We start from the raw sequence: 26,590 nt of genomic DNA, 5'->3' as shown, positions 1-26,590 counted from the left end.
GCGGTTCCGGTCAACGAGAATTCTCCGCGTCACTTTCCGCATCGGAGCCAATAAGCAAATGAACAAAGCCGAATTCATCGAAGCCGTCGCCGACAACGCCGAACTGACCAAGGCCGACGCCGGCCGCGCGGTCGACGCGATGGTCGCCGCCATCACCAAGGCCCTCAAGAAGGGCGACACCGTGACCCTCGTGGGCTTCGGCACCTTCTCGGTCCGCAAGCGCGGCGCCCGCACCGGCCGCAACCCGCGCACCGGCGACACCATCAAGATCAAGGCCTCCAAGAATCCGGCGTTCAAGGCCGGCAAGGCGCTGAAGGACGCGGTCAACTGATCGTTTCCCCTCGGGGAGCATCGGGAAAGCCCGGCCGCAAGCCGGGCTTTTTCGTGTCCGGCGGTCGCTGGCGGAGGTTCCGTTGCGCCGCGTGGGCTGCGATAATCGTCGCCCCGGGCACTTAGCTCAGCGGTAGAGCGGCTCCCTTACAAGGAGCGGGTCGGGGGTTCGATCCCCTCAGTGCCCACCAGGTTGCGAAAGAAAACGCTTGCGCCTGCGGAAAATGTAGGTATGATTGCGGGCTCACAGCGGAGTGGTAGTTCAGTCGGTTAGAATGCTGGCCTGTCACGCCGGAGGTCGCGGGTTCGAGTCCCGTCCACTCCGCCAGTTTGAAGCAAGAGCCCTGCAGGAATGCGGGGCTTTTTGCTGTGCGCATGCCCCGCTCCCGCGTGCCTGCCGCGCTGCTCGGGTTAGACTAACCGGCTACGTCTCATTGCCGGTTCGCCCATGCTGCAGAAACTCCGCGAAAAGACTTCCGGTTGGATCGCCACCGTGATCCTCGGCCTGCTGATCGTCCCGTTCGCCTTCTTCGGCATGGAGTCATACATGTCGCAGCAGGTGGAAAACTACGCCGCGCGCATCGCCCAGCCGCCATCGTGGTGGCAGTCGGCGCCGCAGGTATGGCCGGTGACCTACCTGTGGACGTTCCACGACATCGATGCGCAGACGTACCGCGAGCGCCTGGAAATGGTGCGCATGAACATGCGCGAGCAGCAGGGCGAGAATTTCGACCCGAAGGCGTTCGAATCGGCGGAGAACAAGCGCCGGGTCCTGGATGCGCTGATCGACGAACAGCTGATGAAGCTGGCCGCCGAGCGCGACGGCATCGTCATCGGCGACGCCGCGGTGCGCGACGCGATCCAGAAGTTCCCGGACTTCCAGGTCGACGGGGCGTTCAACGCGGATCGCTACCAGCTGCTGCTGGCCTCGCAGAATCCGCCGATGACCCCGCGCGACTTCGAGGCGCGCATCCGCGACAGCCTGAAGAACGAGCTGATCCCGTCCGGTATCGCCCGCTCCGCCTTCGTCACCGACGCCGAGCTGGATCGCCTGATGCGCCTGCTGGGCGAGCGCCGCGACGTCGGCTTCGTGACCCTGCCGCCGGCCGCGCCGGATACCGCCGAAGTCACGGCGGCGCAGATCGAGGCCTGGTACCAGGCCCACAAGTCCGATTACCGCAAGCCGGAAACGGTGCGGCTGGAATACGTGGAGATCGACGGCAGCGCGCTGCCCGCGCCGGCGGTGGACGAGGCGGCGCTGCGCAAGCGGTACCAGGAACAGATCGCCAAGTATTCCTCGGCCGAGAAGCGCGAGGTCGCGCATATCCTGGTGGCGGTGGCGGCCAATGCCAGCCCCGCCGAGCGCAAGGCGGCCGAGGCGAAGGCGAACAAGCTGGCGACCGAAGCGAAGGCGCCTGGCGCGGATTTCGCCGCATTGGCGCGCGCCAACTCTGATGACGCCGGCTCCAAGGCAGATGGCGGCAGCCTCGGTTCGATCGCCAAGGGCGGCATGCCGGGCGCGTTCGACGACACCGCCTTCGCGATGCAGGCTGGCGAGGTGCGCGGGCCGGTGAAGACCGATTTCGGCTGGCACATCATCAAGGTGAATGCCGTGCAGCCCGCAGTGCAGCGGCCGTTCGAGGACGTTCGCGCCGAACTCGAGAAGGAGCTGCAGGAAGGCTCCCGCGAGCGCGCCTTCAACGAACTGACCGGCAAGCTGGTCGACGCCGCGTACCGGACGCCGACCTCGCTGGAGCCGGCCGCCAAGGCATTGGGCCTGCCGCTGCAGACCACCCCGGCGTTCACCCGCGCCGGTGGCCCCGGCATTGCCAGCGACCAGAAGGTGCTGCGCGTGGCGTTCTCCGACACGATGCTGCAGGACGGCACCGCCAGCGATCCGATCGAGCTGGGCCCGGAGCGGACCGTGCTGGTCCGGGTCATCGAGCACGAGCCAGAGAAGGCGCTGCCGCTGGCGCAGGTGCGCGATGCGGTGGCGGCGGCGATCCGCGCCGATCGCCAGCGCAAGGCCGCCGAGGCCGCCGCCGACGCGCTGGTGAAGGCCGCGAAGGACAAGGGCCTGGCGGCAGCCGCGCAGGAGGCGGGGTTGGCCGTGACCGACCTGAACGACATCACCCGCGGCATGCCGGTGCCCTCGCCGCAAGCGGCGCAGGCGTTCTTCAACCAGCCGCGCCCGCAGTCTGGCAAGGCCTCGGTCGACAAGGTGCTGGTGGGCGGCGAGTACGTCGTGTTCGCGGTGCGCGCGGTGCGCGACGCGGACATCGGCCAGGTCACCCCGCAGGAGCGCGACACCCTGCGCAAGCAGATGTCGGCCGCGCACGGCATGCAGGCGCAGGAGGCCTTCATCCGCGCGGCGCGCGCCAAGTACAGCATCAAGGTGGCGGAAGACCGCCTGTAAGCACCGGCGGTCAAGGGCGCGATGCGCGCGCGCCGCCACCGCCCGCTTGCGAAAACGCCCGGCAGTGCCGGGCGTTTTCGTTGGGCGGATGTGCGGGGCGGCCACGATGCGTGCGCCTTCCAGCCGCGAAAGCCGCTCCCCGCGGGGCGGGGAGCGGCGCAGGCATCAGTCGATCCCGCTCATGCCCATGATGTTGTAGCCGGCATCGACATAGGTGATCTCGCCGGTGATGCCGCTGGCCAGGTCGGAGCACAGGAACGCGGCGGTGTTGCCCACGTCCTCGATGGTGACCGCGCGGCGCAGCGGCGCGGCCGCCTCGAAGCTGCTCAGCATCTTGCGGAGATTGGCCACGCCCGACGCGGCCAGGGTGCGGATCGGGCCGGCCGAGATCGCGTTCACGCGGGTGCCCTCCGGCCCAAGCGCCATCGCCATGTAGCGCACGGTGGCTTCCAGCGAGGCCTTGGCCACGCCCATCGTGTTGTAGTTGGCCAGCGCGCGCTCGGCGCCCAGGTAGGACAGGGTGAGGATGCTGCCGTTGCGGCCCTTCATCAGCGGGCGCGCGGCCTTGCCCAGCGCCGCCAGCGAGTAGGCGCTGATGTCGTGGGCGATGTGGTAGCGCTCGCGGTTGATGCCGTCCAGGAAATCGCCCTCGATGGCCTCGCGCGGGGCGAAGGCGATGCAGTGGACGAGGATGTCGAAGCCGTCGCTCCAGTGCTTGCCCAGTTCGGCGAAGCAGGCGTCGATCTGGGCATCGTCGGCCACGTCCAGCGGCAGCACGATGCTGCTGCCGTAGCCGGCGGCGGCGTCCTCGACGCGCGACTTGAGCTTTTCGTTCTGGTAGGTCAGCGCCAGTTCGGCGCCCTGGCGGTGGAAGGCGTCGGCGATGCCGGTGGCGATCGAACGCTGGCTGGCGATGCCGGTGACCAGCGCGCGCTTGCCCTGCAGGAATCCCATGGTGTCTCCTTGAATGTGCGCGTGGGGCGCTTCGAGCGAATGCTCTAGTGTACCCTGCGCGCGATGCCGCGGCCAGTGTTCGCGCCCGTACGGGGCAGGTCAGGCACGGAAGCCGTCCTTCCAGGCGCGCAATGCGCCGAACACCTGGGCCGCGTCCGCCAAGGGCCGGCCAGCATGTCGCTCCGCCGAGGTCCGCACGGCCGGGTCGGCGCAGCGCAGGAACGGATTGCAGGCGCGCTCTTCGTCCAGCCGCGCCGGCAAGGTGGGCTGCCCCAGCGCGCGCAGGCCGCGGATTTCGCCTGCGCGTGCCTGCAGCGCCCGATTGCCGGGATCCACCGCCAGTGCGAACGCCGCATTGCCCTGCGTGTACTCGTGCGCGCAGCAGACCCGGGTTTCGCCGGGCAGCGCCGCCAGGCGCGCCAGCGACGCATGCATCTGCGCGGCCGTGCCTTCGAACAACCGTCCGCAGCCCAGGCTGAACAGCGTGTCGCCGCAGAACAGCAGGCCCTCGCCGTGGTAGGCCACGTGGCTGCGGGTGTGTCCGGGGACGGCCAGCACGTGGAAGCGCCAGTCGCCGAGGACCAGCACGTCGCCGTCCGCCACGCGGTGGCTGGCCAGGGGAATGCGGTCGTCGTGCGGGGCGTACACGGGCGTGGCGGGCCAGCGCGCCAGCAGAGCAGCGACGCCGCCGATGTGGTCGCCGTGGTGATGGGTCAGCAGGATCGCCAGCGGCGGCGACCCGTCGCCCAGCGCCGCCAGCACCGGCGCCGCGTCGCCCGGATCGACCACCAGCGCGCGGCCGGCGGCGTCGCGCAGCAGCCAGATGTAGTTGTCGTCGAACGCCGGGATCGGCAGTACCTGCATTTGTCCAGCCGTGACGTGGTGCGGGCTTTCCCGCAGAATCACGATCATGCCCCTGTCGTCCTTCCGCCCACAACCCGATCCCGCCGTTGTCGCCGCCTGGTTTGCGGGGAGGATGGGGCAAGTGCTGCTGGACAGCGAAGCCGACTGCGTGGGCGCCGCGCTGCAGCAGCGCCCGGGCCAGGCCGCGCTGTGGCTGGGCCCGGCGGCCGCTTCGCTGCCGGCGGCCAGCGACAGCCTGCTGCCGCTGCGCCTGCATCTGGACGGCACCCCCTTCCACGGCGACCTGCGCTGCGGCCTGCCGCTGCCGCTGGCCAGTGATGCCTGCGCGGTCGTCGTCGTGCAGCATGGCGACGGCTCCGGCTGCGATCCGGCGGAACTGCTGGCGGAATGCGCGCGGGTGCTGCTGCCCGGCGGCTGGCTGTGGCTGCTGGCCTTGAACCCGCTGTCGCCGTACCGCCTGCGCTGGTGGGGGCAGGGGCTGGAAGCGCGCGAACCGGTCACCTGGCGCAGGCGCCTGCGCGCGGCCGGGCTGGCGCCGGATTCGCTGACCCAGGGGGTCGGCCCCGTCTGGGACATCGCGCCGGATGCGCGCTTGCAGGATGGCGTGGGCCTGCGCGCCGCCTTCCTGCTGCGTGCCGAGAAGCGCCGGCTGCCGATGACGCCGTTGCGCAAGCCGCGGCCGCTGGCGCTGCAGGCGGGAACGACCGCGTGACCCCTGCACGCAAGCACGTGGACATCCACACCGATGGCGCCTGCCTGGGGAATCCCGGGCCGGGCGGCTGGGCCGCGCTGCTGTGCTGGCGAGGCATCGAGCGCGAGTTGTCCGGGGGCGAAGCCGCCACCACCAACAACCGGATGGAACTGATGGCGGCGATCGCCGCGCTGGAGACCCTGAAGGAACCCTGCACGGTGGTGCTGACCACCGATTCCCAGTACGTCCGACAGGGCATCACCGAATGGATGGCCGGCTGGATCCGGCGAGGCTGGAAAACCTCCGGCGGCGAGCCGGTCAAGAACCGCGACCTGTGGGAACGCCTGCACGCAGCCGCCGGCCGGCACACGGTGGACTGGCGCTGGGTCAAGGGGCACGCCGGGCATCCCGAGAATGAGCGGGTCGATCAGCTGGCACGTTTGCAGGCGCTCAAGCACAAGGAGTACACGGGCTGATGCGGCAGGTCGTCCTCGATACCGAAACCACCGGCCTGGAATGGCAGAAGGGCAATCGCGTGGTCGAAATCGGCTGCGTCGAACTGGTCGAGCGTCGGCCGACCGGGCGCACCTTCCACCGCTACCTGAAGCCGGACCGCGAATTCGAACCGGGCGCGCAGGAGGTCACCGGGCTGACCCTGGACTTCCTCGCCGACAAGCCGCGCTTTGCCGAGATCGCCGACGAGTTCCTGGCGTTCATCGACGGCGCCGAGCTGATCATCCACAACGCCGCCTTCGACCTCGGCTTCCTCAATGCCGAGCTGGCGCGACTCGAAGGCGCAGGCCGCATCCAGGATCGCTGCACGGTCGAGGACACGCTGCTGATGGCGCGCCAGCGCTACCCCGGCCAGCGCAACTCGCTGGACGCGCTGTGCAAGCGGCTGGGCGTGGACAACTCGCAGCGCCAGCTGCACGGCGCGCTGCTCGACGCCCAGATCCTGATGGATGTGTACCTGGCGCTTACTTCGGGCCAGGGCGAGATCGGCTTCGACAGCGAAGCGATGCCGCAGGCGGTCGCTGCGGTCAGTTTCGTGGTGGAGGCGGACGCCGCACCGCCGCGCCCGCGGGTGCGGGTTTCCGCCGAGGAAGCCGACGCCCACGCCGCCCGCCTGGCCGGTCTGGCCAGGAAGGCGGGGCAGGCCGTGTGGCTGGCGCTGGAGACGGATCCCGAAGCGGGCGTGGCGCAGCCCGGCTAGCCGGGCCGGCGCGGCGCCGGCCGCTGCAGCAAGACGTGGCCGCGGCTCAGTGCCGGCGGACCAGCACCACCGTCACGTTGTCCGAGCCGCCCCCGTCCAGCGCCGCTGCCACCAGGCCATCGACGCATTCCTGCGCGCTGCACTCCCGATGCGCCAGCACCTGTGCGATGTGGCGGTCGTCCACTTCCTCGGTCAATCCGTCGCTGCACAGCAGCAGTTGCATGCCCGGGCCCAGTTCCCCCGCGAGCGTTTCCACGTTGAGCTGTTCGGGGGCGGTGACGCCCAGCGCCTGGGTCACCACGTTGCGGTGCGGGTGGCTGCGCGCCTGGTCGGCGCTGATGGCCCCCTGCGCGATCAGCTCCTGGACGTAGCTGTGGTCGTGGGAGATCTGGGTCAAGGTGCTGTCGCGCCAGAGGTAGACCCGGCTGTCGCCGACCCAGGCCACTTCGAAGCGGTTGCCGTTGACCCGTGCCGCCACCACCGTGGTGCCCATCGGCAGGCTGTCCCCGCGGCGGCGGGAACAGCGGATGATTTCCTCGTCGGCGATGCGGATGGCCTCGGCCAGGCTGCTGCCCGCGCGCACCTGGCGCACGATGGTTTCCCGCGCCAGCGCGCTGGCGACTTCGCCGTACTCGTGGCCGCCCATGCCGTCTGCCACCAGCCACAGGCCGAGGTCGCTGTCGCCGTAGTAGGTGTCTTCGTTCAGCTCGCGCCGCAGGCCGACATGGGTCAGATGTCCGAATTCGATCATGCGCGCGGCATTTGTCCGGGAGTCATGGAAGTAAACGGCATCATGCGCGGGAACCGGACGGGACGGCAATGCGGGGGTGCACGGTCATTGGGCGATGGTTACGGAGATCGCAGGCGGGCACCTGTGCCGGAAGTGCGGCGAGGAGGCGGAGTGGGGACCGGAGGGATGGACTCGGGCCATCCATGGCCCTCGCGCTACGCGCAGCCTGCGGCTGTCCTGATTCGCTCCCGGCGAATCAGTCGAACCCGCAAGGGTGCTTGTCCGTCGCATCCCCGCAGACATGAAAACGCCCCCTTGCGGGGGCGCTTGCATGTCTGGCGGAGAGGGAGGGATTCGAACCCTCGGTAGGCTATAAACCTACGCCTGATTTCGAGTCAGGTACATTCAACCGCTCTGCCACCTCTCCGGAAGCGGGCCACGCATGATACGGGGCGCTTGGCCGCTCGGCAAGACGGTACACTGGCCGCCCCTACCGAGGCTGCGTCCCGATGTCCGAAATCCTGGTGCCCGTGTCGTTCGGCGAGCTGCTGGACAAGATCGCCATCCTGCAGATCAAGTCCGAGCGCATGACCGACCCGGCCAAGCTGGCCAACGTCCGCGCCGAGCTGTCTGCGCTGGAGAAGACCTGGATGGCGCACCCCGCCGCGGGCCAGGACGTGGTCAAGCTGCGCGCCGAGCTGAAGGCGGTCAACGAGCGCCTGTGGGTGATCGAGGACGACATCCGCCTGAAGGAGAAAGCGCAGGCCTTCGACGACGAGTTCATCCAGCTGGCGCGCTCGGTCTATTTCCAGAACGACATCCGCGCGCGGGTGAAGAAGGACATCAACCTGGCGCTGGGCTCGGCCTACGTCGAGGAGAAGTCCTACCAGGACTACGGCAGCGGGCAGGGCGCGTAAGTCCTGCAGGCCTGCAACCGAGGTGCCTCCGGCCTCGGCTGAAGCCGCGCCTACAATTTCGCGGCGTCGTTGCGAAAACGCTCAAACGCCGACACCGCGTCCTCGACCCTGATCAGGTCCATCACGCCCTCGGCCTCGATCTTCGTTCCCCATTTCAGGTCCGCCGCCGGCCTGCCGTGGTACTTGCGGGCGGCATCGTCGTAGCGGTCCACGCACCAGCGCCGGTCCGAGTAGGGGCCGCTGCGGTGCGGGTTGGTGGCGGCGTGCAGGCCCAGCACCTTCGTTCCCATCGCGTTGGCGATGTGCATCGGGCCGGAGTCCGGCGTGACCAGCAGGTCGGCGCGGGCCAGCAGGGCCGGCAGCTGCTTGAGGGTGTCCTTGCCGATCAGGTCGAGCACGCCGTTGCGCGCGGCCATGGCGGCGAGGATGGCATCGCCGGTGCTGCGCTCCAGCTGGCTGCGCCCGCCGCACAACACGATGCGCCAGCCCTGTGCGGCGGCATGGTCGGCCAGCGCGGCGTAGCGCTCGGGACGCCAGTTGCGCAGCGCGTGGCTGGAACAGGGCGAGATCATCAACGTCCGGCGGCCGTCGTCGGCCCACTGCGCGCGCGCCCAGGCGTGGGCGTCGTCCGGCACCGGCAGGTTCCAGGCCACCTCGTCGCGCACCAGTCCCAGCGGCTCGCAGAAGCTGCCGATGGCGTCCAGCACGTGGACGTCGCCGTGGTCGGGGATGCGTTCGTGGATGAAGAGGCCGTGCCCTTCCTTGCTGCGGGAGCGGTCGTAACCGATCCGTCGCTGCGCCGGCACGAACGCAGACAGCAGGTTGGCGCGCGCCGATACCTGCAGCTGCAGCAGTGCGTCGAAGCGCTGGTCCAGCTCACGGCGCAGGGCGCGCATGCCGGCCAGCCCGGTCTTCTTGTCGTATTCCACGAAACGCACCCCCGGCAGGCCGTCCAGCAGACGGCGCTCGCCGCGGCCGATGATCCAGGTCAGCTCGACCCCGGGCAGGCCCGCGCGCAGGGTGTGCAGCAGCGGCAGCACGTGGGTGACGTCGCCCAGCGCGGACAGCCGCAGCAGGCAGATCGAACGCGGGGCATGGGCTTTTTGCACGCGGTTGTTACACTCGGAAGGATGACGGGTTTCGACGCCAACGAGCATCTGACGCCGTTCCGCGACGCGCGCGGCTACGGTGCGATTCTGTTCGACCGCACGCAGGTGCGGCAACCCGAACCGGGCTGGTTCGACCCGGACCATTGGGGCATCGCGGCCCAGCGGGTGTCGGACGGCGGCCGCGGTGGCGCGTGGTTCATCGATTTCGGCCAGGGCGACGCGCTGCTGCGCCACTACCTGCGCGGCGGCCTGGTGGCGCGCTTCAGCCGCGACCGTCACCTGTGGCGCGGCATCCAGCGCGTGCGCAGCTTCACCGAGTTCCGCCTGCTGCGCACCCTGCGCGCCAGGAAACTGCCGGTGCCGCTGCCGTTCGCCGCGTGGTACCACCGCGACGGCCTGCACTACCGCGCGGCGATTCTGATGCAGCGCCTGCAGGACGTGCGTCCGCTGGCCGCGCTGGCCGCCGAGGGGATCGCGCCGTGGGAGGCTGCGGGCCTGCTGATCGCGCAGTTCCATCGCGCGGGGCTGGACCACGCCGACCTCAATGCGCACAACATCCTGTTTGATGGGCAGGGACGCGGCTGGTTCATCGACCTCGACCAGTCGCGCCTGCGCATCCCCGCCACCGCCTGGCGCGAAGCCAACCTGGCGCGCCTGCACCGCTCGCTGCGCAAGCTGCGCGGCACGCGCAGCGCTGATGAGGTGGATGCCGACTTCGCCCGCCTGCGCGCGGCCTATTCTGTTGCGTGGGATCGCGGCTACTAGCCGACCAACGCCGGGCCCTGCCCGGCGCACGCCCGATCGCCGATGGCCGCCGCGTTGCGGGGGGACGCCGCAGGGCCCCGGCGGTCGTACCGGGCCGGAAAAGGTGGCGGCCCCGCCGGCTGGCCTCGGCGCCCGCGTCAGTCGATACCGTTGCTGCCTTCCGGCCCTGGCGGGGTTTTCGACCTAGCGTCGCGAGGGGCCGACGGGGCCACCATAGACGTGGGCCGCGCAGCGCGCGGCCCGGGAACCTGGCGGAGAGAGGGGGATTCGAACCCCCGAAGCGCGGTTTAGACGCTTACACACTTTCCAGGCGTGCTCCTTCAACCACTCGGACACCTCTCCGGGATCGCGCATTCTAGCGGTGGCCCGGCGGTTCCACAACAGAACGCACGGACGGGCGCCGGGCTGCGGGTGGCCCATGCCACAATGGCGGCATGTCCTATCTCGTGCTCGCCCGCAAGTGGCGCCCCAAGCGGTTCGCCGAACTGGTCGGCCAGGAACACGTGGTGCGCGCGCTGACCAACGCGCTGGAGACCGGCCGCGTCCACCATGCCTTCCTGTTCACCGGCACCCGCGGCGTCGGCAAGACCACCATCGCGCGGATCTTCGCCAAGAGCCTGAACTGCGAGCGCGGCACCTCCAGCGACCCCTGCGGCGAGTGCGAGACCTGCAAGGCGATCGATGCCGGCCGCTACATCGACCTGCTGGAGATCGACGCCGCCTCCAACACCGGCGTGGACAACGTCCGCGAGCTGATCGAGAACGCGCAGTACATGCCCAGCCGCGGCAAGTACAAGGTCTACCTGATCGACGAAGTGCACATGCTGTCGAAGCCGGCGTTCAACGCGCTGCTGAAGACGCTGGAAGAGCCGCCGGGACACGTCAAGTTCCTGTTCGCCACCACCGACCCGGAGAAGCTGCTGGTCACGGTGCTGAGCCGTTGCCTGCAGTTCAACCTCAAGCGGCTGGACGAAGCGCAGATCCGCGGCCAGATCGTCAAGATCCTGGCGGCGGAAGACATCGAGGCCGATGAGGACGCGGTGGCGCAGCTGGCCCGGGCCGCCGATGGCAGCCTGCGCGACGGCCTGTCGCTGCTCGACCAGGCCATCGCCTACACCGGCGGGCGGCTCGATGGCGACGCAGTGGCGGCGATGCTGGGCACGGTGGACCGTAGCCGCGTGCAGGCGCTGCTGGCCGCGCTGGCCGACGCCGACGGCGCGCGCCTGATGGAGGAGGCGGCGCAGCTGGCGGAGTTCTCGCCGGACTGGGCAAGCATCCTCGATGCCTTCGCGCAGGCCTTGCACCGCATCCAGGTGAAGCAGCTGGTGCCTGCGGTGGACGTGGGCAGCGACGCCATCGATGTCGAAGGCTTGGCCGCGCAGCTTCGCCCGGAGCTGGTGCAGCTGTGGTACCAGATGGCGCTCAACGGCCGCCGCGACCTCGGCCATGCGCCGAGCCCGCGCAGCGGTTTCGAGATGACCTTGCTGCGGATGCTGGCGTTCCGTCCCGATGCCGCCGCGCAGTTGTCGGCGCCGCGGTCGTCGCCGCTGCAGGCGGCCGCGCCGGAATCGTCCAGGCAGGCGCGCACCGACGCCGCAGCGCGTGCGCGTGCCGCGCTGGCTGACACCCTGCCGATGAACGCACGGCAGCCGCAAGCACCGGCGATCGAGTCGCCGGCACAACCCGTGCCGGAGCCTGCGCCTCTGCCGCCCGCGCCTGTGCAGGCGCAAACCATTGCCCCGATGCCTGCGCCGCTGTCGGAGCCTGCCGCGGTTGCACCGGTTCCGGCATCCATGGGCAGCTCCCTGCTGGTGACCGATTCGGAGCATTGGCTGGAACTGGTAGCGCGCTGTGGCTTGCGTGGCGCCGCCAAAGTGCTGGCTGAAAACGCCGCCTTCGTGGCGCACAGCGATGGTGTCCTGCGGCTGTCGCTGGCCCCGGAGCAGGAAGTCCTGCAGTCGGCCAGCCTGGTGCTGCAATTGTGTGACGCCATCGGCAGGCAGCTCGGCGGCGAGGTGAAGATCCGTTTCGAGACTGGCCAGGCGCGCGGCGAAACTGCCAACGCACGCAACGCGCGCGAGCGCGACGCGCGCCAGGCCGGCGCGGAAAGCGGCTTCGCCGCCGATCCCGGCATCCAGCGGCTGGTCCAGCAGTTCGGCGCGCAGATCGTGCCGGACTCGGTGCGCCCGCTCGACGCGAACTGAACTCCAACAACGCAACAACGGAAGAACGACATGCGTGGAAACATCGCCCAGCTGATGCAGCAGGCGCAGAAGATGCAGGAAAACATGCAGCGCGCGCAGGAAGAGGTGGCAGCGCTGGAAGCCACCGGCAGCGCCGGCGGCGGCATGGTCAGCGTGACCCTGGGCGGACGCATGGACTGCCGCAGGGTGCGCATCGACCCGGCCGCGCTGGCCGACCCGGAGATGGCCGAGGACCTGATCGCCGCCGCGTTCAATGACGCGGTCAACAAGATCAACGCCGCGTCGCAGCAAAAGATGGCCGGCGCCACCGCCGGCATGCAGCTGCCGCCGGGCTTCAAGCTGCCGTTCTGAGTCCGAGGATGACCGGGCAGCCTGCCGCCGCATTCGCGATGCCGGCCAACGACCAGGGCTCCCCCCGCTTGTGCCTGGCCCCGCGCGCGCCACAAGCGCATGGCCGCCTGCGCAACCCGGCCCCGCGCCCATGACCGCCTCGTTGCTCGAACAACTCATCGATGCGCTGCGGGTGCTCCCGGGCGTGGGCCAGAAATCCGCGCAGCGGATGGCCTACCACCTGCTGGAGCGCCAGCGCGACGGCGGCCGGCGGCTGGCCGATGCGCTGGCCGAGGCGATGGAGCGGATCCGCCACTGCAGCCGCTGCCGCGATTTCAGCGAGACCGAGGTCTGCCCCACCTGCGCCAGCGGCGCCCGCGACGCGCAGCTGCTGTGCGTGGTGGAAACGCCGGCGGACCGGCTGGCCATCGAGCAGGCCACCGGCTTCCGCGGGCTGTATTTCGTGCTGCAGGGGCGGCTGAGCCCGCTGGACGGCATCGGCCCGCGCGAGCTGGGCCTGGACCTGCTGGCGCAGCGGCTGGAGGAGGGCGGCGTGCGCGAGCTGATCGTCGCCACCAATCCCACCGTGGAAGGCGAGGCCACCGCGCACTACCTGGCGCAGCTGGCGCGGGCGCGCGGCGTGCAGCCCAGCCGGCTGGCGCACGGCGTGCCGCTGGGCGGCGAGCTGGAATACGTGGACCGCGGCACGCTGTCGCACGCGTTCGGCAGCCGGATGGAGATTCCGTAAGGAGCGCGCCACCGGGGCGCGAACGTTCTTGCCGGATCACGCAAAGCGCATCGCGTCCCAGCGGTGCGGTCCTGACAATTGGAAATCCGCGAGGAGCCTGACATGCCCGACACCATCTTCCACAAGATCATCCGCCGCGAGATCCCCGCCGACATCGTCTTCGAGGACGAGCACATGATCGCGTTCCGCGACATCGCTCCGCAGGCGCCGGTGCACGTGCTGTTCGTGCCGAAGGTGGATTTCGCCACCCTCAACGAAGTCCCGGGCAGCGAGGCCGCGGTGATCGGCCGGCTGGCCACCGCCGCCGCGCGCTACGCGAAGCAGCAGGGCTTTGCCGAGGACGGTTATCGCATCGTGATGAACTGCAACGGCGACGGCGGCCAGACGGTGTTCCAGATCCACCTGCACCTGCTGGCCGGTGCGCCGCTGGGGCACTTCGGCACGCCTGGCGGCTAAGGTTTTCCGCGGTCGCGCCGTAATGGCGAGATCGACCACGCAATAGCGGCGTCCAGGAGCGGAAGGCAGGGCATGGAGAAGCCGGTCATGTGGATGCGCCGCCCGTGGCCCGGCGAGTTGCCGCTCGCAGGAATGCTGTTGCTGCTGATGCTGGGCGCGCGCCTGCTGCCCGGCCGCGAGTTGTTCGAAGTGGGGTCCAGCGGGCTGCTGGCAAGCCACCTGCTGCTGGAAGTGGTGGCGGTCGTGGTGTCGCTGATGGTGGTCGTCACCGCCTTCTTCTCGCTGGAGGAAGAGCGCAGCCCGCTTGCCAACAGCCTGATCGTCGCCTTCACCCTGGTGGCCGGGATCGACCTGGCGCACACGCTGTCCTACGACGGCATGCCGCCGTTCCTCGACTCGCCGAACGGCATGCCCAAGGCGGCCTTCTTCTGGATGTGCGGTCGCGTGGTCGAGCTGCTGGGCTTCGCGCTGGCGCTGGGCCGGGTCCGGTTGCCGGGCGGCCGCTGGCGCTGGCTGCTGCTGGGCGTGGCCGGCAGCGTCCTGGTGGCGTGGCTGGGCGGCCGCCATCTGGCGCTGTTCCCGCCGCTGTTCGTGCCGGGGGTGGGCGTCACCGACCTCAAGGCGGCGTCGGACTACCTGCTCTGCGCCGGCTACCTGCTGCTGGCCTGGCGGCTGTGGCGCAAGGCCGCGGACAGCGACGACGTGGAGTTGGCCGAACTGGCGCGGGCGAGCTATGTCATGGGCCTCGCCGAACTGGCCTTCACCGGCTACACCAGCCCGGGCGAGTGGCTGGTCGCGCTGGGCCATGTCTACAAGGTGGTCGCCTACGTCTTCGTGTTCCGCGCGATCTTCCTGTCCGCCATGCGCCGGCCGCACCAGCGGCTGCACGCCGCGCAGCGGCAGCTGCTGCTGAAGGAGCAGCAATACCGGACGCTGATCGACAACCTCCCGATCATCGTGATGCGGCTGGATCCGCGGCTTCATCTGCGGCTGGCGAGCCTGCAGCTCGAAACCAGCCTGGGCAGGCCGCTCGAGGAGATGCACGGCCGCCACATCGGCGACATCCTGCCGCCGGAGGTCGCGGAGGCGGTGCTGCCGGTGCTGCAGTCCGCGCTGCGGGGTGAGCTGGCCGAGGTGGATTACACGTTCGTGTCGCCGGCCCTGGGGCGGTTGCACCGGCACCTGATGGCGACGCCGGAACACGCCGGCGATGGCCAGATCCAGCACGTCCTGGTGATCATCCAGGACACCAGTGCGCGCGAGCGCGCCCAACAGGCGCTGCAGGAGTCCATGCGCGAGACGCGCGAACTGAAGGCCGCGCTGGACGCCCACGCGATCGTGGCGGTCACCGACCGGCGCGGGATCATCGTCCAGGTCAACAACAAGTTCTGCGAGATTTCGCAGTACGCGCGGGAAGAGCTGGTGGGCAAGACCCATGCGGTGGTCAATTCCGGCTTCCACCCGAGGGCGTTCTTCACCGAGATGTGGGCCACCATCGCGCGCGGCGAGGTCTGGAACGGCGAACTCTGCAACCGCGCCAAGGACGGCAGCCTGTATTGGGTGCAGACCACGATCATGCCGCTGCTCGGCGCCGACGGGCGCCCGGTGCGCTTCATCGCCATCCGCGCCGACATCACCCGCCGCAAGCTGGCCGAGCACGAGGCCCAGCGGCTCGCCTTCTACGACGTGCTGACCGGGCTGCCGAACCGGCGGCTGATGAACGACCGGCTGGCGCAGGTGATCGCGCACTGCGGGCGCGAGCGGCAGCACGGCGCGCTGGTGCTGATCGACCTCGACCACTTCAAGGAGGTCAACGACACCCTGGGGCACGCACAGGGCGACGCGCTGCTGCGGCTGGTGGCGGACCGCCTGCGCGCGGCGGTGCGCGGCAGCGATACCGTGGCCAGGCTCGGCGGCGACGAATTCGTGCTGCTGCTGGAGGATCTGGGCTCGACCTTGGACGAAGCGACCAGCCATGCCGCCGACCTCGGCGAGAAGATCCGCTCGATGCTGGCGCCGGTCTATGTGCTGGACGGCCATCCGGTGGTCTGCACGCCCAGCCTCGGCATCGTCATGCTGCGCGGCGACCTACCGCTGGACGCCGAGGAACTGCTCAAGCGCGCGGACCTGGCGCTGTACAAGGCGAAGGATGAAGGACGCAACGTGCTGCGCTTCTTCGACCCGGCGCTGCAGGAGGAGGTCAACCACCGCACCGCGCTGCTGCGCGACCTGCGCGTGGCGCTGGAGGAGGGGCAGCTGCGGCTGTTCTACCAGCCGATCATCGATGCCTCCCGCCGCATCGTCGGGGTGGAGGGATTGCTGCGCTGGCAGCACCCCGTGCGCGGCCTGCTTTCGCCGGGTCTGTTCATGCCGGTGGCGGAGCAGTCGCCGCTGATCGTGCCGATCGGGCAATGGGTGCTGGAGACGGCCTGCGCCCGGCTCGCGGCGTGGGCGCGGGATCCGCTCCGCGCGGACTGGACCGTGGCGGTCAACATCAGCGCCCGCCAGCTGCGCATGCCGGAGTTCGTGGCCGATGTCGAAGCCGCGCTGGCGCGCAGCGGGGCGTCGCCGCGGCGGCTGCGGCTGGAGATCACCGAAAGCCTGCTGCAGGAAGACCTGGACGACAGCATCGCCAAGATGCAGGCGCTGCGGGAGCTGGGCGTGCGCTTCTCGCTCGACGATTTCGGCACCGGCTATTCCTCGCTCAACTTCCTCAAGCGGCTGCCGCTGGACCAGTTCAAGATCGACCAGTCGTTCGTGCGGGGGCTGCCGGATGCGAGCGACGACGTGGCGATCATCCGCATGATCCTGGCCCTGTCCGCGCCGCTGGAGCTGCTGGTGGTGGCCGAGGGCGTGGAAACCGAGGCGCAGTTCGAGTTCCTGCGCGCGCACGGCTGCCACAAGTTCCAGGGCTATCTGTTCGGCAAGCCGATGCCCGCCGAGGCGTTGCCCGGCCCCCTGCTGGCGGAATGACGCGGGGATGCTCCCCGCGGGCCGTGCTCAGGGGCGGTGGGCGCGCAGATCGCGCAGCAGCGCCTGCAGCGCCGCGCGGTTGCCGCCCGGCGCGTAGCGCGCCTGGTTGAAGCGCGCGGCCAGCGTGGCCAGGTGCTGGCCGGCGCGGGGGCTGTCCGCCGCCACCCGCGTCGCCCAGGCCAGCGCCGGTTCGTGCGGCGCACGGCCGCGACCGAGCCTGCGGTAGCGCGCCTCCAGCGCATGCCAGGCGCGCAGCAGCGGGTCGCGCTGGCGCTCGCCGCGGGCGATCAGCCAGGCCATCCACGCTAGCGCCAGCGCGGCGATGGCAGCGAACAGCGCGACCAGCGCGCCGGCGCCGAGCCGCTCCAGCCCCAACGGCTTGAGCAGGGTCTGCTGGCGCTGCGCATCGAAGCCCAGCACGAAGTCGTTCCAGCCGCGGCGCAGCCAGTCGCCGGCATTGAACACCGGCACCAGCGCATCGAGCCCGCCGATGCGGCCAGGCCGGCGGTCGGCGATGGTGTCGTAGACGCGCTCGGGCGCGACCGCGGCGGTGGGGTCCACGCGCACCCAGCCGCGCGCCGGCAGCCAGACCTCCGCCCATGCGTGCGCGTCCGACTTGCGCACCAGCCAGTAGTCGCCGAGCGGATTGCGGTAGGCGCCGGCGTAACCGGTGACCACGCGCGCCGGGATTCCGGCGGCGCGCATCAGCACCACGAAGGCGGAGCTGAAGTGCTCGCAATAGCCTTCGCGGCGGTCGAACAGGAAATCGTCGATCTCGTTGCGGCCGGCCAGCGGCACGTTGAGGGTGTAGGCGAAGTCGCGGCGGATCATCGCCAGCGCGCGCCCGACAATGGCGGCTTCGCCGCGTCCCTGCGCATCGCCGCCGGCCTCGCGCCGCCACTGCCGGCCCAGCGCGACGGTGCGGGGGTTGTAGCCCCGCGGCAGCGCCAGCGCGCGGGCGCGCAGGGACGGCGGCAGGTCGGTTTCGAATGCGGCCGACGGCGCCGAGCGCATGCGCCAGCGCGAGACGTTGTACTGCGGGGTTGCCGCCCACGGCGTGTAGTCGCGGCTGGCGTAGGCGCCGTCCGGCAGCCGGGTGGGCAGGTCCAGCGCGACCAGCTGGCGGTCTTCGGTGGGTTCGAGGTCGATGCGGTAATCCCAGCCGGCGCCGGCAGGCCGCATCGCCGCGGCGGGCAGCCGCTGCAGGTCGCGCGCCTGCCGCCAGCTGCGGCCGTCGAAATCCCACAGTACCGGCCCGCGCCAGTACATCTGCTCGGGCGCGGGCACGGCGCCGAAGAACTGCACGCGCGCGGCCGGGCTGTCGTCCAGCAGCAGGTCGGCCATGGCGCCGGGGGTCATCGTGTCGGACAGCCCCGGCGTGGCGACGGTGCGGTGCGGCAGTCCCCACAGCGGCGTCGGCAGGCGCGGGAACAGCCAGAACGCGGCCAGCGCCAGCGGCAGGCCGAGCGCGAACAGGCGCAGCACGCCGAAGGTCGCTGCGCTGCGCCCGGCCGGCTGCACCACTTCGCCCTCGTCGGCGGCCAGCCGCTGCAGTGCCAGCAGCGCCAGCAGGACCGCGGCCAGCGCCAGGGCCAGGCTGGCCGGCCCCTGGTCGAGCAGGAAGGTGGCGAACGGCGCGAACAGGCCGAAGCCCACCAGGCTGCGCCCGTCGCGCAGCGACCAGGTTTCCGCCGGCTTCAGCGCCAGCATCGCCGCCAGCACCGCGCAGGCGGTGTCGCGGCCGATCCCCGGCGCCACCACCGCCACCGCGAGCAGGGCGCAGGCGCTGAGCAGCAGGCGCAACAGCGCCGGCATCGGCCGTCGCCACGCTGCCGCGGTCACCGCCAGCGCGCCGATGCCGAACGCCGGGCCCAGCCAGGCCGGCAGCTGCAGCAGCAGCGGCAGCAGGCAGGCGGCGGCAGCAGCCAGCACCAGCATGCGCGAGGGCCGGGTCATCGGCGGCGACGGGCGCTCAGCCATCGGCCTCCTCCTGCGGCAGCAGCGCCAGCGCGCGCAGGCAGCGGTGCCGGTGCGGAGCGCCGCGGTCGCTGGCGATGAGCGGCTGCGCCGGCAGCTGCAGGCCGTAGCGGCGGCCCTCGCGCTCGGCGTCGTCGACCCAGCGCGCCAGCCGGCGGATGCGCTGCTCGTAAGGCAGGCCGGCGGTCTGCTGCCAGTCCAGCAGCAGCTCGCCGCCGCGCTGCTGCTCGTAGTCGCGGACCAGCAGGCTGTCGTGGCGCGCGGACGCCTTCCACGCCACCGAGCGCGGCGCATCGCCTGGCCGGTAGCTGCGCAGATGGTGCGGATCGTCGCCCGCCCGGGTCACCTGCGGATGGTCGTGCCCGCCGGCCGGCACCGGCAGCGGCGGCGCCTGGGTTTCGGGCGCCGGGTAGACCAGCAGCGACTGCGCCGGCCAGGCATAGCCCCAGGCCCGCGCCAGCCCCAGCGGCTGCACGCTGGACAGCTCCAGCCGCGGCAGCGGCAGCAGGCCGCGACGCGCGGTCGGCAGGCGCAGTTCGGCGGAGGCGCCGCCGGCGTCCAGTGCGACGTGCGCGGCGTGTCCGCCCAGCGCAACGCGCAGGCCGCGGCGCTGGCGCGCATCGGCCGCGCCCAGCGCGATGCGCAGGTGCAGGTCTTCGCCGGCCGCGACCGGTTCGGCCGCCACCGCCTCCACCCGCAGGCCGGACAGCTGCATGTGCGCGGCGATCAGGCTGGCCTGGGCGGCACCGGCCAGCAGCAGCGCCAGCAGCAGCGCCGGGTTGTTGTTGAAGTTGAGCGCGCCCAGCAGCATCGCGCCCAGCAGCAGGCCGAAGAACAGCCCGCTGGCGGTGGGCAGCACGTAGATGCGGTGGCGCGTGAGCTGCGCCGGCAGCGCCTCCGGCGCGCGCGGGCGCGTCCACGCGCGCAGCCGTCTGCGCAGCGCGGCGATCACCTTCAGTCCACCGCGACCGCGTGCAGGATCGCCTTGGCCAGGCTGGCGGCCGGGGTGTCGGCATCCGCCACCAGCCGGTGTTCGGCCACCGCCGGGAACAGCGCCTGCACGTCCTCGGGCACCACGTGGCCGCGGCCCAGCAGCAGCGCATGCGCCCGCGCGGCGCGCAGCAGCGCCAGCCCGGCGCGCGGCGACAGCCCCACCCGCACGCCGGGCTGCTGGCGGCTGCGCGCGATCAGCGCCTGCACGTAGTCCAGCAGCGCGTCGCTGGCGTGCACCCGCGGCACCGCCTGGCGCAGGGCGAGGATGCGCGGTGCGTCCAGCAGCGGCGCGATGTTCGCGATCAGGTCGCGGCGGTCGCTGCCGGACAGCAGTGCGCGCTCTGCCGCGGCATCGGGATAGCCCAGCGCCAGCCGCAGCAGGAAGCGGTCCAGCTGCGAGTCCGGCAGCGGATAGGTGCCGGACAGATCGACCGGGTTCTGCGTCGCGATGACCAGGAACGGATCTGGCAAGGCGCGGGTCTGGCCATCGATGCTGACCTGGTGTTCGGCCATCGCCTCCAGCAGCGCGCTCTGGGTGCGCGGCGGCGCGCGGTTGATCTCGTCGGCCAGCAGCACGTGGGTGAACACCGGGCCGGGGTGGAACTCGAAGCGCCGCGCCTGCGCCTCGTACACCGAGACGCCCAGGATGTCGGACGGCAGCAGGTCGGAAGTGAACTGCACGCGGCTGAAGTCCAGCCCCAGCGTGGCCGCCAGCGCGTGCGCCAGGGTGGTCTTGCCGAGCCCGGGCAGGTCCTCGATCAGCAGGTGGCCGCCGGCCAGCAGGGCGACGAACGCCAGCCGCACCTGCACCGGCTTGCCCAGCACCAGTGTGTTCACCTGCGCCTGCGCGTCGCGCAGGGCCTGCTGCAGGTCATCGGTTAGCATCTGCGCCGGTACCGGGATCGCGGACATGTCGTTGGGCATCGGTTCTCGGAAGTGGCAACGAGTGTAGCGAGGACGCCCGGACATGCGGGATGCGGGAAACGCGGTGGCGCGGCGCGGATTCATCGTCGCCTGGCTGCTGCTGTGTGCGCTCAAGTTGGCGCTAGCGGTGCGGGTGCCGCTGTTTGTAGACGAGGCCTTTTACTGGCAGGAAGGCCAGCATCCGGCCTGGGCCTATTCCGACCTGCCGGCGCTGACCGCGTGGCTGGCGCGGCTGGGCGTGGAGGTGTTCGGCCAGCATGCGCTGGGGCTGCGGCTGCCGTTCCTGCTGATCGGTGCGGCGCTCCCGTGGCTGGTGGCGCGGATGGCCGGGCGCGAGTTTGGCGAACGCGCCGGCTGGCAGGCCGGGACGCTGGCGCTGCTGCTGCCGCTGGCCGGCAGCCTGGGCCTGCTGGCGCTGCCCGACGTGCCGCTGCTGCTGGCGACGCTGCTCTGCCTGGATGCCGGGCTGCGCCTGCTGCGCCGGGTTGACGCGCCGGCAGTGGGCGAACTGGCGCTTGGCCTGGCGCTGGGCGGCTTGACGCATTACCGCTTCGTCGCGGTGATCGCAGTCGGTTTTGCCGGGTTGCTTATGCTGCGCGACGGGCGTCGCGCGCTGCGGCATCCCGGCCCATGGGTGGCAGTGGCCGTCGGCGCGCTGGCCTGGCTTCCGCTGCTGCTGTGGAACCTGCGCAATGCCGATGCCGGGCTGCGCTTCCAGCTGGTGGATCGGCACCCCTGGCACTTCGGCGGCGATGGTTTCCTGCTCGGGGCGCTGCAGCTGCTGCCGGTCACGCCGCTGCTGCTGGCGGCGATGGTCGCCGCCGCATGGCGTGGCCTGCGTGATGCACGCCCGGCGGCGCGTTACCTGGCGCTGTGCGGAACGCTGATCGTGACCGGCTTCCTCCTGCTGGGTTTCTTCACCGACCGCGAACGGGTCAGCTTCCACTGGCCGCTGCCCGGCTTCGTGGCGCTGCTGCCGCTGTTGCCGGGGCTACTGGCGGGATGGTCGCGCGGCTGGCGCATCGCCGTGCCGGTCACCGCAGCGCTGGGGCTGGTGTTGGCGCTGGGCTTTTTCATCGTGGCCTCGACGCCGGCGTGGCGACAGAAGGCCGCCGGGCATGCCGCATACCCGGCCAACTTCGCGGGGTGGAGCGAACTGGACGACGCCGTGCGCGCGAAGCTTGCCGTCATGCCGGCGAACACACGCCTGTTGGCCGGGAACTTCAAGGTCGGCGCCGAACTCGGTTTCCTGCGCGGCGACGCCTCCATCGCGGTTCTCGACCATCCGCTCAACCACCACCACGGCCGCGCGCCGCAGCTGGCGCTGTGGGGCCTGCAGCACGACGGCGCCCGCGCTGCGCCGATGCTGCTGGTGGTGGGCGATACCGATGTGAAGCTGCGCGATCGATTGCAGTACTACCGGCGCCTGTGCGAGCAGCTGGGTTCGCTGCCACCGCCGCAGGTAGTGAATGTCGACCACGGCCGCCAGCGTTTCCTGCTGTTCGCGCTTCTGATGCAGCGTCATGAGGCGGCGTGCGTCACTCCGGCGCTGGCTTATCTGGATGCACCGGCAGCAGGCGCAACAGCATCAGCGGACTTCGAGGTGGCAGGTTGGGCCTTCAAAGATGGCGCGGGCCTGCGTCGCGTGGACGTGCTGCTTGGCGGGCAGCCGGTGGCGCGCGCCAATTATGGGCTGGCTGCGCCGCATGTCGCAGAATACTGGGGCAGCCGCGACCCGAATCAGCCGAAGCTGTATTTCCGCGCATATCTGCGTGACGTGCCGCCCGGCACACATTGGCTTGGGCTGCGCCTGCACGGAATGGATGGTGGTGTCGAGGATTGGCCTGAGCAGCGGTTTTGCGTGGGGGAGTGCGGGTAATGGTTTTGTGGTATCTGCGCAAGCGAAGGGGATGAATTCAAGATGGGGCGGCAATGAAGGTGTTGCATGTCGTGGCCGGAGGCAGCAGGGGAGGGGCGGAAACCTATTGCCTTGACGCGATCCAGGCGCTGCATGCGCTAGGCGTGAATCAGTCGGTGGTATGCCGTGCCCATCCCCACTACCTTGAGGTGCTGGAGCGGTTGGGGATCCGACACAAGGTATTGGACTTCAACCTGTGGGAACGGCTTTCGGGGGCGGGCAGCGCCGTGATCCGGCGTGCCATCGGCGAGCATTCCCCCGATATCGTGCATGCATGGATGGGGCGGGCATCCTCGTTCATGCCCGCCGACGTGCAGGTACCGGTATTGGGTTGGTTCGGCGGCTACTACGATCTCAAGCGGTTCCGGCACTGCGATGCCTTCGTAGGCGTTACCCGGGATATCCGGCGGCGTCTCATCGAGGAATCCGGCTGCGAGGACAGATGTTTCGTGGTCCACACCTTCGGCACGCTGCAACCGCAGGCGGCAGTTTCGCGGTCGGCATTGCGGACCCCGGAGGGAGTGCCGGTGGTATTGTTGCTCTCGCGCATGCACCGAAAGAAGGGCGTAGATACGTTGCTGCGGGCCGCGCTTGCATTGCCGGATGCGTATTTCTGGCTGGCCGGGGATGGCCCGGAGTTGGCGGCGTACCGTCGACTTGCGGATCGCCTCCAGCTTGCCCAGCGGGTGCGCTTCCTGGGCTGGCGAACTGATCGCGCCGCGCTCTTGAATGCAGCTGACATCTGCGTGCTTCCATCCCGCTACGAGCCGTTCGGCACGGTGATGGCGGAGAGTTGGTATGCGGGGGTGCCGTTGGTGGCTACACGTGCAGCAGGCGCAGCGCAGTACGTATCCGATGGCGTCGATGGGCTGCTGTGCGAGATCGATGATGCTGCCGGGTTGGCCCGCCAACTCCGGCGCGTGATCGACGATCGCGAGCTGCGGCAAATGCTGGTGGAGAACGGGCGCAGGACGTATGCCGCGCAGTTCAGTCGCGAGGTCGCCACCGAGACCCTGCTTGAAACCTACCGTAAATGTGTCGGGATGGGTAAACGGTTCGGGTCGCTCAAGGCAGCATGAAGCCCGCCTGCCGCAGCAGCGTGCAGGTGGCGATCAGCGGCAGCCCGATCAGCGCGGTCGGGTCGCGGTTGTCGATGGACTCGAACAGGGCGATGCCCAGGCCTTCCGACTTGAAGCTGCCGGCGCAGTCGAACGGCTGCTCGGCATCCACGTAGCGTTCGATTTCGGCGCCGGTCAATGTACGGAAACGCACTTCGGTGCAGTCGATGGCGGCAAACGCGCGGCCGTCGGCCCGGGCCAGGCACAGCGCGGTGTGGAAACGCACCAAGCCGCCGGACATGGACCGCAGCTGGGCGATGGCGGCCTCGCGGCCGCCCGGCTTGCCCAGAGGCCGGCCGTCGAGATCGGCGACCTGGTCCGAGCCCAGCGCCCAGCCGCCATCGCCCAGCGCCTGCGCCACCGCCTGCGCCTTGGCTTCGGCAAGGCGCGTGGCCAGCGCCAGCGGCGATTCGCCGGGCAGGGCGGTTTCATCCACCTCCGGGCGCGCGACGTCGAACGGCAGGCGCAGTCGTTCCAGCAGTTCGCGGCGGTAGCGCGAGGTCGAGGCGAGGGTCAGGCGGGGCATCGGTCAGGCCGCTCCGGCCCGGGCGCGATCCACCCGCTGCAGTTGCCGATCGATGCTGGCGCGGGCGGCGTCCAGTGCGTCGCGCACGCCGTGCAGCTGTTTCAGGCTGGCCTGCTGGGCATTGTCCTGCAGCCAAAGCCGTTGCCGCAGCAGGTCCTGCATGGCCGCGCGCACCGGGTTTTCGTCGCTGCCGGCGACCGCCTCGATCTCCGCGCGCGCCGCCCGCAGGCGCGACTCCAGCGCATCCGCGGCGTCGAGCAGCTGCGAGATCGCCTGCTGTCGGCGGCGGCTGGCGCGGCGCACGCGCAGCGCCAGCCAGGTCGCGGCGCCGGCGAGCGCGAAGAGAAGCAATGGCAGGACGGCTTGCATCGGCCCAGTCTGCGCGAGCCCGCTCCGGGCCGCAAACCTGCGTCGTTCCAAAGGGTGCCGGGCGGGCCGCCGGATTTGACAGGGCCCGGGCCTGCGCGTAGCATTTTGCGGCTTATGTCCGAACAGCCGACAAGCCGGGTACCAGAAGTCTTGGATGCCTGGCGCATGGTGGCGGCGCGGCGCGAGTTCGAGGGCAGGATTCCGCTGGCGGCGATGATGCGGCTGCGCGGCAGCCTGGTCGATGCCGAAGGCGAGGTGCGCTACGCGCTGGCCTTCGACACCGACAGCCTGAAGGTGCCCTACGTCGAGCTGCGGATCGACGCGGCGCTGCCGCTGGAATGCCAGCGCAGCCTGCAGCGGTTCCTGCAGCCGGTGCAGCTGGTGCAGCGGCTGGGGCTGATCCGCGACGAGGCCGACGAAGCGGCCCTGCCGCCGGAGTACGAGCCCCTGCTGGTGCCCGCCGACGGCATGCTGCGGCCGGCCGAGCTGGTCGAGGACGAATTGATTCTGGCGTTGCCGGTGGTGCCGGTGTCGCCCGATGCCGAGACGGTCGAGCGCGACTTCGCGCCCACCGTGGAGGAGGCCGCCCAGGCCAACCCGTTCGCGGCGTTGTCCGGGTGGAAGAAGGAATAGTGCGATAATCGCCGCATCGCGCGTCACATACGTTTTTCTTGGAGTTGTCCCATGGCCGTCCAGAAGTCCCGCGTTTCCCCGTCCCGCCGCGGCATGCGCCGCGCCCACGACGCCCTGTCCGCCAAGCAGCTGGCCACCGACCCGACCAGCGGCGAGACCCACCTGCGCCACCACGTGACCGCCGACGGCTACTACCGTGGCAAGCAGGTCATCGTGCCGAAGACCAAGGTCGTCGACGAAGAGTGATCCGTCGGCCGCAAGGCCGGCGCCACGACGCACCACGCCCGGCCGCGCCCCATGGCGCGGCCGTTGGCGTTTCTGCGCCTGCAATCCCGGTGGCGGCGGTTCCGGCGGTGGCTTCGGCCGCGCCCGTGCCCGGCATCGGCTAATCTTGTCCGCTTGACCACGGGAGTTGCCGTCCGCATGAGCCAGACCGAAAGCCGCATCTACGCCCGCATCGCCGGCACCGGCAGCTACCTGCCCGAGAAGGTGCTGACCAACGACGACCTGGCGAAGATGGTGGACACCAGCGACGAGTGGATCGCCGCGCGCACCGGCATCCGCGAGCGCCACGTGGCGGCGGAAGGCGAGACCACCAGCGACCTCGGCTACCAGGCCGCGCTGCGCGCGCTGGAGGCCGCCGGCGTGACCGCCGCGGACATCGACCTGATCGTGGTCGGCACCACCACCCCGGACCTGATCTTCCCGTCCACCGCCTGCCTGATCCAGCACAAGCTGGGCGCGGCCGGCTGCCCGGCGTTCGACGTCAACGCGGCCTGTTCCGGCTTCATCTACGGCCTGACCATCGCCGACAAGTTCATCCGTTCGGGGGCGGCGAAAACCGCGCTGGTGATCGGTGCGGAAACCCTGACCCGGATGCTCGACTGGAACGACCGCGGCACCTGCGTGCTGTTCGGCGACGGCGCCGGCGCGGTGGTGCTCAGGGCCGATGACGAGACCGGCATCCTCAGCACCCACATGCATGCCGACGGCAGCAAGGCGGAACTGCTGTGGAACCCGGTCGGCGTCTCCGCCGGCTTCAAGCCGGAAGAACAGAACGCCGGCGTGCGGGTCATGATGGCCGGCAACGAGGTGTTCAAGCACGCGGTGAAGGCGCTGGATTCGGTGGTCGAGGAAGCCCTGGAGTCGAACGGGCTGGACCGCACCGCGCTGGACTGGCTGGTGCCGCACCAGGCCAACCTGCGCATCATCGAAGCCACCGCCAAGCGCCTGACCATGCCGATGGATCGCGTCATCGTGACCGTGGACAAGCACGGCAATACCTCCTCCGGCTCGGTGCCGCTGGCGCTGGACGAAGCGGTGCGCTCCGGCCGCGTGCAGCGCGGCCAGCTGGTGCTGCTGGAAGCCTTCGGCGGCGGCTTCACCTGGGGCTCGGCGCTGCTGCGCTACTGAGCCCGGGAACGCGGACATA

The 26,590-nt window shown here is 70.5% G+C and carries 26 protein-coding genes, 4 tRNA genes and 1 other RNA gene; 19 read left to right on the top strand and 12 right to left on the bottom strand.

Going from position 1 to position 26,590, the window contains the following annotated elements; genetic code table 11:
* Positions 1 to 40: 40 nt before the first annotated feature.
* The 4 genes from SPK54_RS08745 to SPK54_RS08730 all read left to right on the top strand — a co-directional run bounded on the left by SPK54_RS08745 (position 41) and on the right by SPK54_RS08730 (position 2,746).
* Positions 41 to 331: an HU family DNA-binding protein gene (locus SPK54_RS08745; protein WP_330947553.1), complete on the top strand. Its 291-nt coding sequence runs from the start codon at positions 41 to 43 to the stop codon at positions 329 to 331.
* A 115-nt stretch (positions 332 to 446) separates the two neighbouring features.
* Positions 447 to 521, top strand: a tRNA-Val gene (locus tag SPK54_RS08740).
* A gap of 60 nt (positions 522 to 581) precedes the next feature.
* A tRNA-Asp gene (locus tag SPK54_RS08735) sits at positions 582 to 658 on the top strand.
* A 120-nt stretch (positions 659 to 778) separates the two neighbouring features.
* Positions 779 to 2,746 (top strand): SurA N-terminal domain-containing protein, encoded by a 1,968-nt coding sequence (locus SPK54_RS08730; RefSeq protein ID WP_330947525.1) that lies wholly within the window; start codon positions 779 to 781, stop codon positions 2,744 to 2,746.
* Positions 2,747 to 2,911: 165 nt separating this feature from the next.
* On the opposite strand, the gene SPK54_RS08725 is transcribed toward SPK54_RS08730, so the two are convergent.
* Positions 2,912 to 3,700 carry an enoyl-ACP reductase gene (locus tag SPK54_RS08725; RefSeq protein ID WP_330947524.1) on the bottom strand — a complete coding sequence of 263 codons (789 nt, stop codon included), beginning with the start codon at positions 3,698 to 3,700 and terminating at the stop codon, positions 2,912 to 2,914.
* A 99-nt stretch (positions 3,701 to 3,799) separates the two neighbouring features.
* Positions 3,800 to 4,564 carry a hydroxyacylglutathione hydrolase gene (gene gloB, locus SPK54_RS08720; protein WP_330947552.1) on the bottom strand — a complete coding sequence of 255 codons (765 nt, stop codon included), beginning with the start codon at positions 4,562 to 4,564 and terminating at the stop codon, positions 3,800 to 3,802.
* Positions 4,565 to 4,685: 121 nt separating this feature from the next.
* Between gloB and SPK54_RS08715 the strand changes: the two genes are divergently transcribed.
* Genes SPK54_RS08715 through dnaQ form a run of 3 tightly spaced genes read left to right on the top strand, consistent with a single transcriptional unit; the run spans position 4,686 to position 6,468 of the window.
* On the top strand, positions 4,686 to 5,276 hold the full coding sequence (locus SPK54_RS08715; protein ID WP_330947523.1) for a hypothetical protein: 591 nt from the start codon (positions 4,686 to 4,688) through the stop codon (positions 5,274 to 5,276).
* Positions 5,273 to 5,731 (top strand): ribonuclease HI, encoded by a 459-nt coding sequence (rnhA, locus tag SPK54_RS08710; protein ID WP_330947522.1) that lies wholly within the window; start codon positions 5,273 to 5,275, stop codon positions 5,729 to 5,731. The genes SPK54_RS08715 and rnhA overlap by 4 nt, the downstream gene beginning before the upstream one ends.
* Complete coding sequence (gene dnaQ, locus SPK54_RS08705) at positions 5,731 to 6,468, top strand: DNA polymerase III subunit epsilon (RefSeq protein ID WP_330947521.1); 738 nt, start codon at positions 5,731 to 5,733, stop codon at positions 6,466 to 6,468. Before rnhA ends, dnaQ begins: the two co-directional genes overlap by 1 nt.
* Before the next feature lie 46 nt (positions 6,469 to 6,514).
* On the opposite strand, the gene SPK54_RS08700 is transcribed toward dnaQ, so the two are convergent.
* Together SPK54_RS08700 and SPK54_RS08695 are read right to left on the bottom strand one after the other, a co-directional pair.
* On the bottom strand, positions 6,515 to 7,219 hold the full coding sequence (locus SPK54_RS08700) for a protein phosphatase 2C domain-containing protein (protein WP_330947520.1): 705 nt from the start codon (positions 7,217 to 7,219) through the stop codon (positions 6,515 to 6,517).
* A 315-nt stretch (positions 7,220 to 7,534) separates the two neighbouring features.
* A tRNA-Ser gene (locus SPK54_RS08695) sits at positions 7,535 to 7,625 on the bottom strand.
* Positions 7,626 to 7,707: 82 nt separating this feature from the next.
* Between SPK54_RS08695 and SPK54_RS08690 the strand changes: the two genes are divergently transcribed.
* Entirely contained in the window at positions 7,708 to 8,115 is a 408-nt protein-coding gene (locus SPK54_RS08690; RefSeq protein WP_330947519.1) for a DUF6165 family protein, read from the top strand.
* Positions 8,116 to 8,165: 50 nt separating this feature from the next.
* Here the strand turns inward: SPK54_RS08690 and SPK54_RS08685 are convergent, their stop codons facing one another.
* Positions 8,166 to 9,224, bottom strand: a complete 1,059-nt coding sequence (locus SPK54_RS08685; protein WP_330947518.1) for a glycosyltransferase family 9 protein — start codon at positions 9,222 to 9,224, stop codon at positions 8,166 to 8,168.
* 21 nt (positions 9,225 to 9,245) lie between these two features.
* On the opposite strand from SPK54_RS08685, the gene SPK54_RS08680 reads away from it, so the two are divergent.
* A complete protein-coding gene (locus tag SPK54_RS08680) occupies positions 9,246 to 9,989 on the top strand; it encodes a 3-deoxy-D-manno-octulosonic acid kinase (RefSeq protein WP_330947517.1) in 744 nt (247 codons plus the stop codon).
* Positions 9,990 to 10,104: 115 nt separating this feature from the next.
* Here the strand turns inward: SPK54_RS08680 and ffs are convergent.
* Positions 10,105 to 10,195, bottom strand: an RNA gene (gene ffs / locus SPK54_RS08675) — signal recognition particle sRNA small type.
* Between the two features lie 43 nt (positions 10,196 to 10,238).
* A tRNA-Ser gene (locus SPK54_RS08670) sits at positions 10,239 to 10,331 on the bottom strand.
* A gap of 92 nt (positions 10,332 to 10,423) precedes the next feature.
* Here SPK54_RS08670 and dnaX point away from each other — a divergent pair.
* The 5 genes from dnaX to SPK54_RS08645 all read left to right on the top strand — a co-directional run bounded on the left by dnaX (position 10,424) and on the right by SPK54_RS08645 (position 16,700).
* The gene (gene dnaX, locus SPK54_RS08665) at positions 10,424 to 12,193 is read left to right on the top strand and encodes a DNA polymerase III subunit gamma/tau (protein ID WP_330947516.1); all 1,770 of its coding nucleotides are present in this window, start codon (positions 10,424 to 10,426) and stop codon (positions 12,191 to 12,193) included.
* Positions 12,194 to 12,223: 30 nt separating this feature from the next.
* Positions 12,224 to 12,544: a YbaB/EbfC family nucleoid-associated protein gene (locus SPK54_RS08660; RefSeq protein WP_330947515.1), complete on the top strand. Its 321-nt coding sequence runs from the start codon at positions 12,224 to 12,226 to the stop codon at positions 12,542 to 12,544.
* Between the two features lie 130 nt (positions 12,545 to 12,674).
* Positions 12,675 to 13,271, top strand: a complete 597-nt coding sequence (recR, locus tag SPK54_RS08655) for a recombination mediator RecR (RefSeq protein ID WP_330947514.1) — start codon at positions 12,675 to 12,677, stop codon at positions 13,269 to 13,271.
* Between the two features lie 102 nt (positions 13,272 to 13,373).
* Positions 13,374 to 13,727, top strand: a complete 354-nt coding sequence (locus SPK54_RS08650) for a histidine triad nucleotide-binding protein (protein WP_330947513.1) — start codon at positions 13,374 to 13,376, stop codon at positions 13,725 to 13,727.
* A gap of 72 nt (positions 13,728 to 13,799) precedes the next feature.
* On the top strand, positions 13,800 to 16,700 hold the full coding sequence (locus SPK54_RS08645) for an EAL domain-containing protein (protein WP_330947512.1): 2,901 nt from the start codon (positions 13,800 to 13,802) through the stop codon (positions 16,698 to 16,700).
* A 27-nt stretch (positions 16,701 to 16,727) separates the two neighbouring features.
* On the opposite strand, the gene SPK54_RS08640 is transcribed toward SPK54_RS08645, so the two are convergent.
* Genes SPK54_RS08640 through SPK54_RS08630 form a run of 3 tightly spaced genes read right to left on the bottom strand, consistent with a single transcriptional unit; the run spans position 16,728 to position 20,582 of the window.
* On the bottom strand, positions 16,728 to 18,680 hold the full coding sequence (locus tag SPK54_RS08640; RefSeq protein ID WP_330947511.1) for a DUF3488 and transglutaminase-like domain-containing protein: 1,953 nt from the start codon (positions 18,678 to 18,680) through the stop codon (positions 16,728 to 16,730).
* Positions 18,673 to 19,626 (bottom strand): DUF58 domain-containing protein, encoded by a 954-nt coding sequence (locus tag SPK54_RS08635; RefSeq protein WP_330947551.1) that lies wholly within the window; start codon positions 19,624 to 19,626, stop codon positions 18,673 to 18,675. The genes SPK54_RS08640 and SPK54_RS08635 overlap by 8 nt, the downstream gene beginning before the upstream one ends.
* A 5-nt stretch (positions 19,627 to 19,631) precedes the next feature.
* Positions 19,632 to 20,582, bottom strand: a complete 951-nt coding sequence (locus tag SPK54_RS08630) for an AAA family ATPase (protein WP_330947510.1) — start codon at positions 20,580 to 20,582, stop codon at positions 19,632 to 19,634.
* Positions 20,583 to 20,637: 55 nt separating this feature from the next.
* Here SPK54_RS08630 and SPK54_RS08625 point away from each other — a divergent pair, with 55 nt between their 5' ends.
* Both SPK54_RS08625 and SPK54_RS08620 read left to right on the top strand, forming a co-directional pair.
* Complete coding sequence (locus SPK54_RS08625; RefSeq protein ID WP_330947509.1) at positions 20,638 to 22,473, top strand: glycosyltransferase family 39 protein; 1,836 nt, start codon at positions 20,638 to 20,640, stop codon at positions 22,471 to 22,473.
* Between the two features lie 53 nt (positions 22,474 to 22,526).
* Positions 22,527 to 23,591 (top strand): glycosyltransferase, encoded by a 1,065-nt coding sequence (locus SPK54_RS08620; RefSeq protein WP_330947508.1) that lies wholly within the window; start codon positions 22,527 to 22,529, stop codon positions 23,589 to 23,591.
* Here SPK54_RS08620 and SPK54_RS08615 read toward each other — a convergent pair.
* Both SPK54_RS08615 and SPK54_RS08610 read right to left on the bottom strand, forming a co-directional pair.
* Positions 23,578 to 24,156, bottom strand: coding sequence for a Maf family nucleotide pyrophosphatase (locus SPK54_RS08615; RefSeq protein WP_330947507.1), 579 nt, complete (start codon positions 24,154 to 24,156; stop codon positions 23,578 to 23,580). The two genes, SPK54_RS08620 and SPK54_RS08615, sit on opposite strands and share 14 nt — an antisense overlap.
* 3 nt (positions 24,157 to 24,159) lie before the next feature.
* The gene (locus SPK54_RS08610) at positions 24,160 to 24,525 is read right to left on the bottom strand and encodes a hypothetical protein (RefSeq protein WP_330947506.1); all 366 of its coding nucleotides are present in this window, start codon (positions 24,523 to 24,525) and stop codon (positions 24,160 to 24,162) included.
* A gap of 114 nt (positions 24,526 to 24,639) precedes the next feature.
* Here SPK54_RS08610 and SPK54_RS08605 point away from each other — a divergent pair, with 114 nt between their 5' ends.
* The 3 genes from SPK54_RS08605 (at position 24,640) to SPK54_RS08595 (ending at position 26,571) form a co-directional block, all read left to right on the top strand.
* On the top strand, positions 24,640 to 25,158 hold the full coding sequence (locus SPK54_RS08605) for a YceD family protein (RefSeq protein ID WP_330947505.1): 519 nt from the start codon (positions 24,640 to 24,642) through the stop codon (positions 25,156 to 25,158).
* A 51-nt stretch (positions 25,159 to 25,209) separates the two neighbouring features.
* The gene (rpmF, locus tag SPK54_RS08600) at positions 25,210 to 25,404 is read left to right on the top strand and encodes a 50S ribosomal protein L32 (RefSeq protein ID WP_330947504.1); all 195 of its coding nucleotides are present in this window, start codon (positions 25,210 to 25,212) and stop codon (positions 25,402 to 25,404) included.
* Between the two features lie 177 nt (positions 25,405 to 25,581).
* Positions 25,582 to 26,571, top strand: coding sequence for a beta-ketoacyl-ACP synthase III (locus tag SPK54_RS08595; protein ID WP_330947503.1), 990 nt, complete (start codon positions 25,582 to 25,584; stop codon positions 26,569 to 26,571).
* Positions 26,572 to 26,590: the final 19 nt, after the last annotated feature.

This window comes from Thermomonas sp. LB-4 (genome assembly GCF_036409385.1).
GTDB lineage: Bacteria > Pseudomonadota > Gammaproteobacteria > Xanthomonadales > Xanthomonadaceae > Thermomonas.
This window is presented reverse-complemented; position numbering and strand designations above follow the sequence as displayed.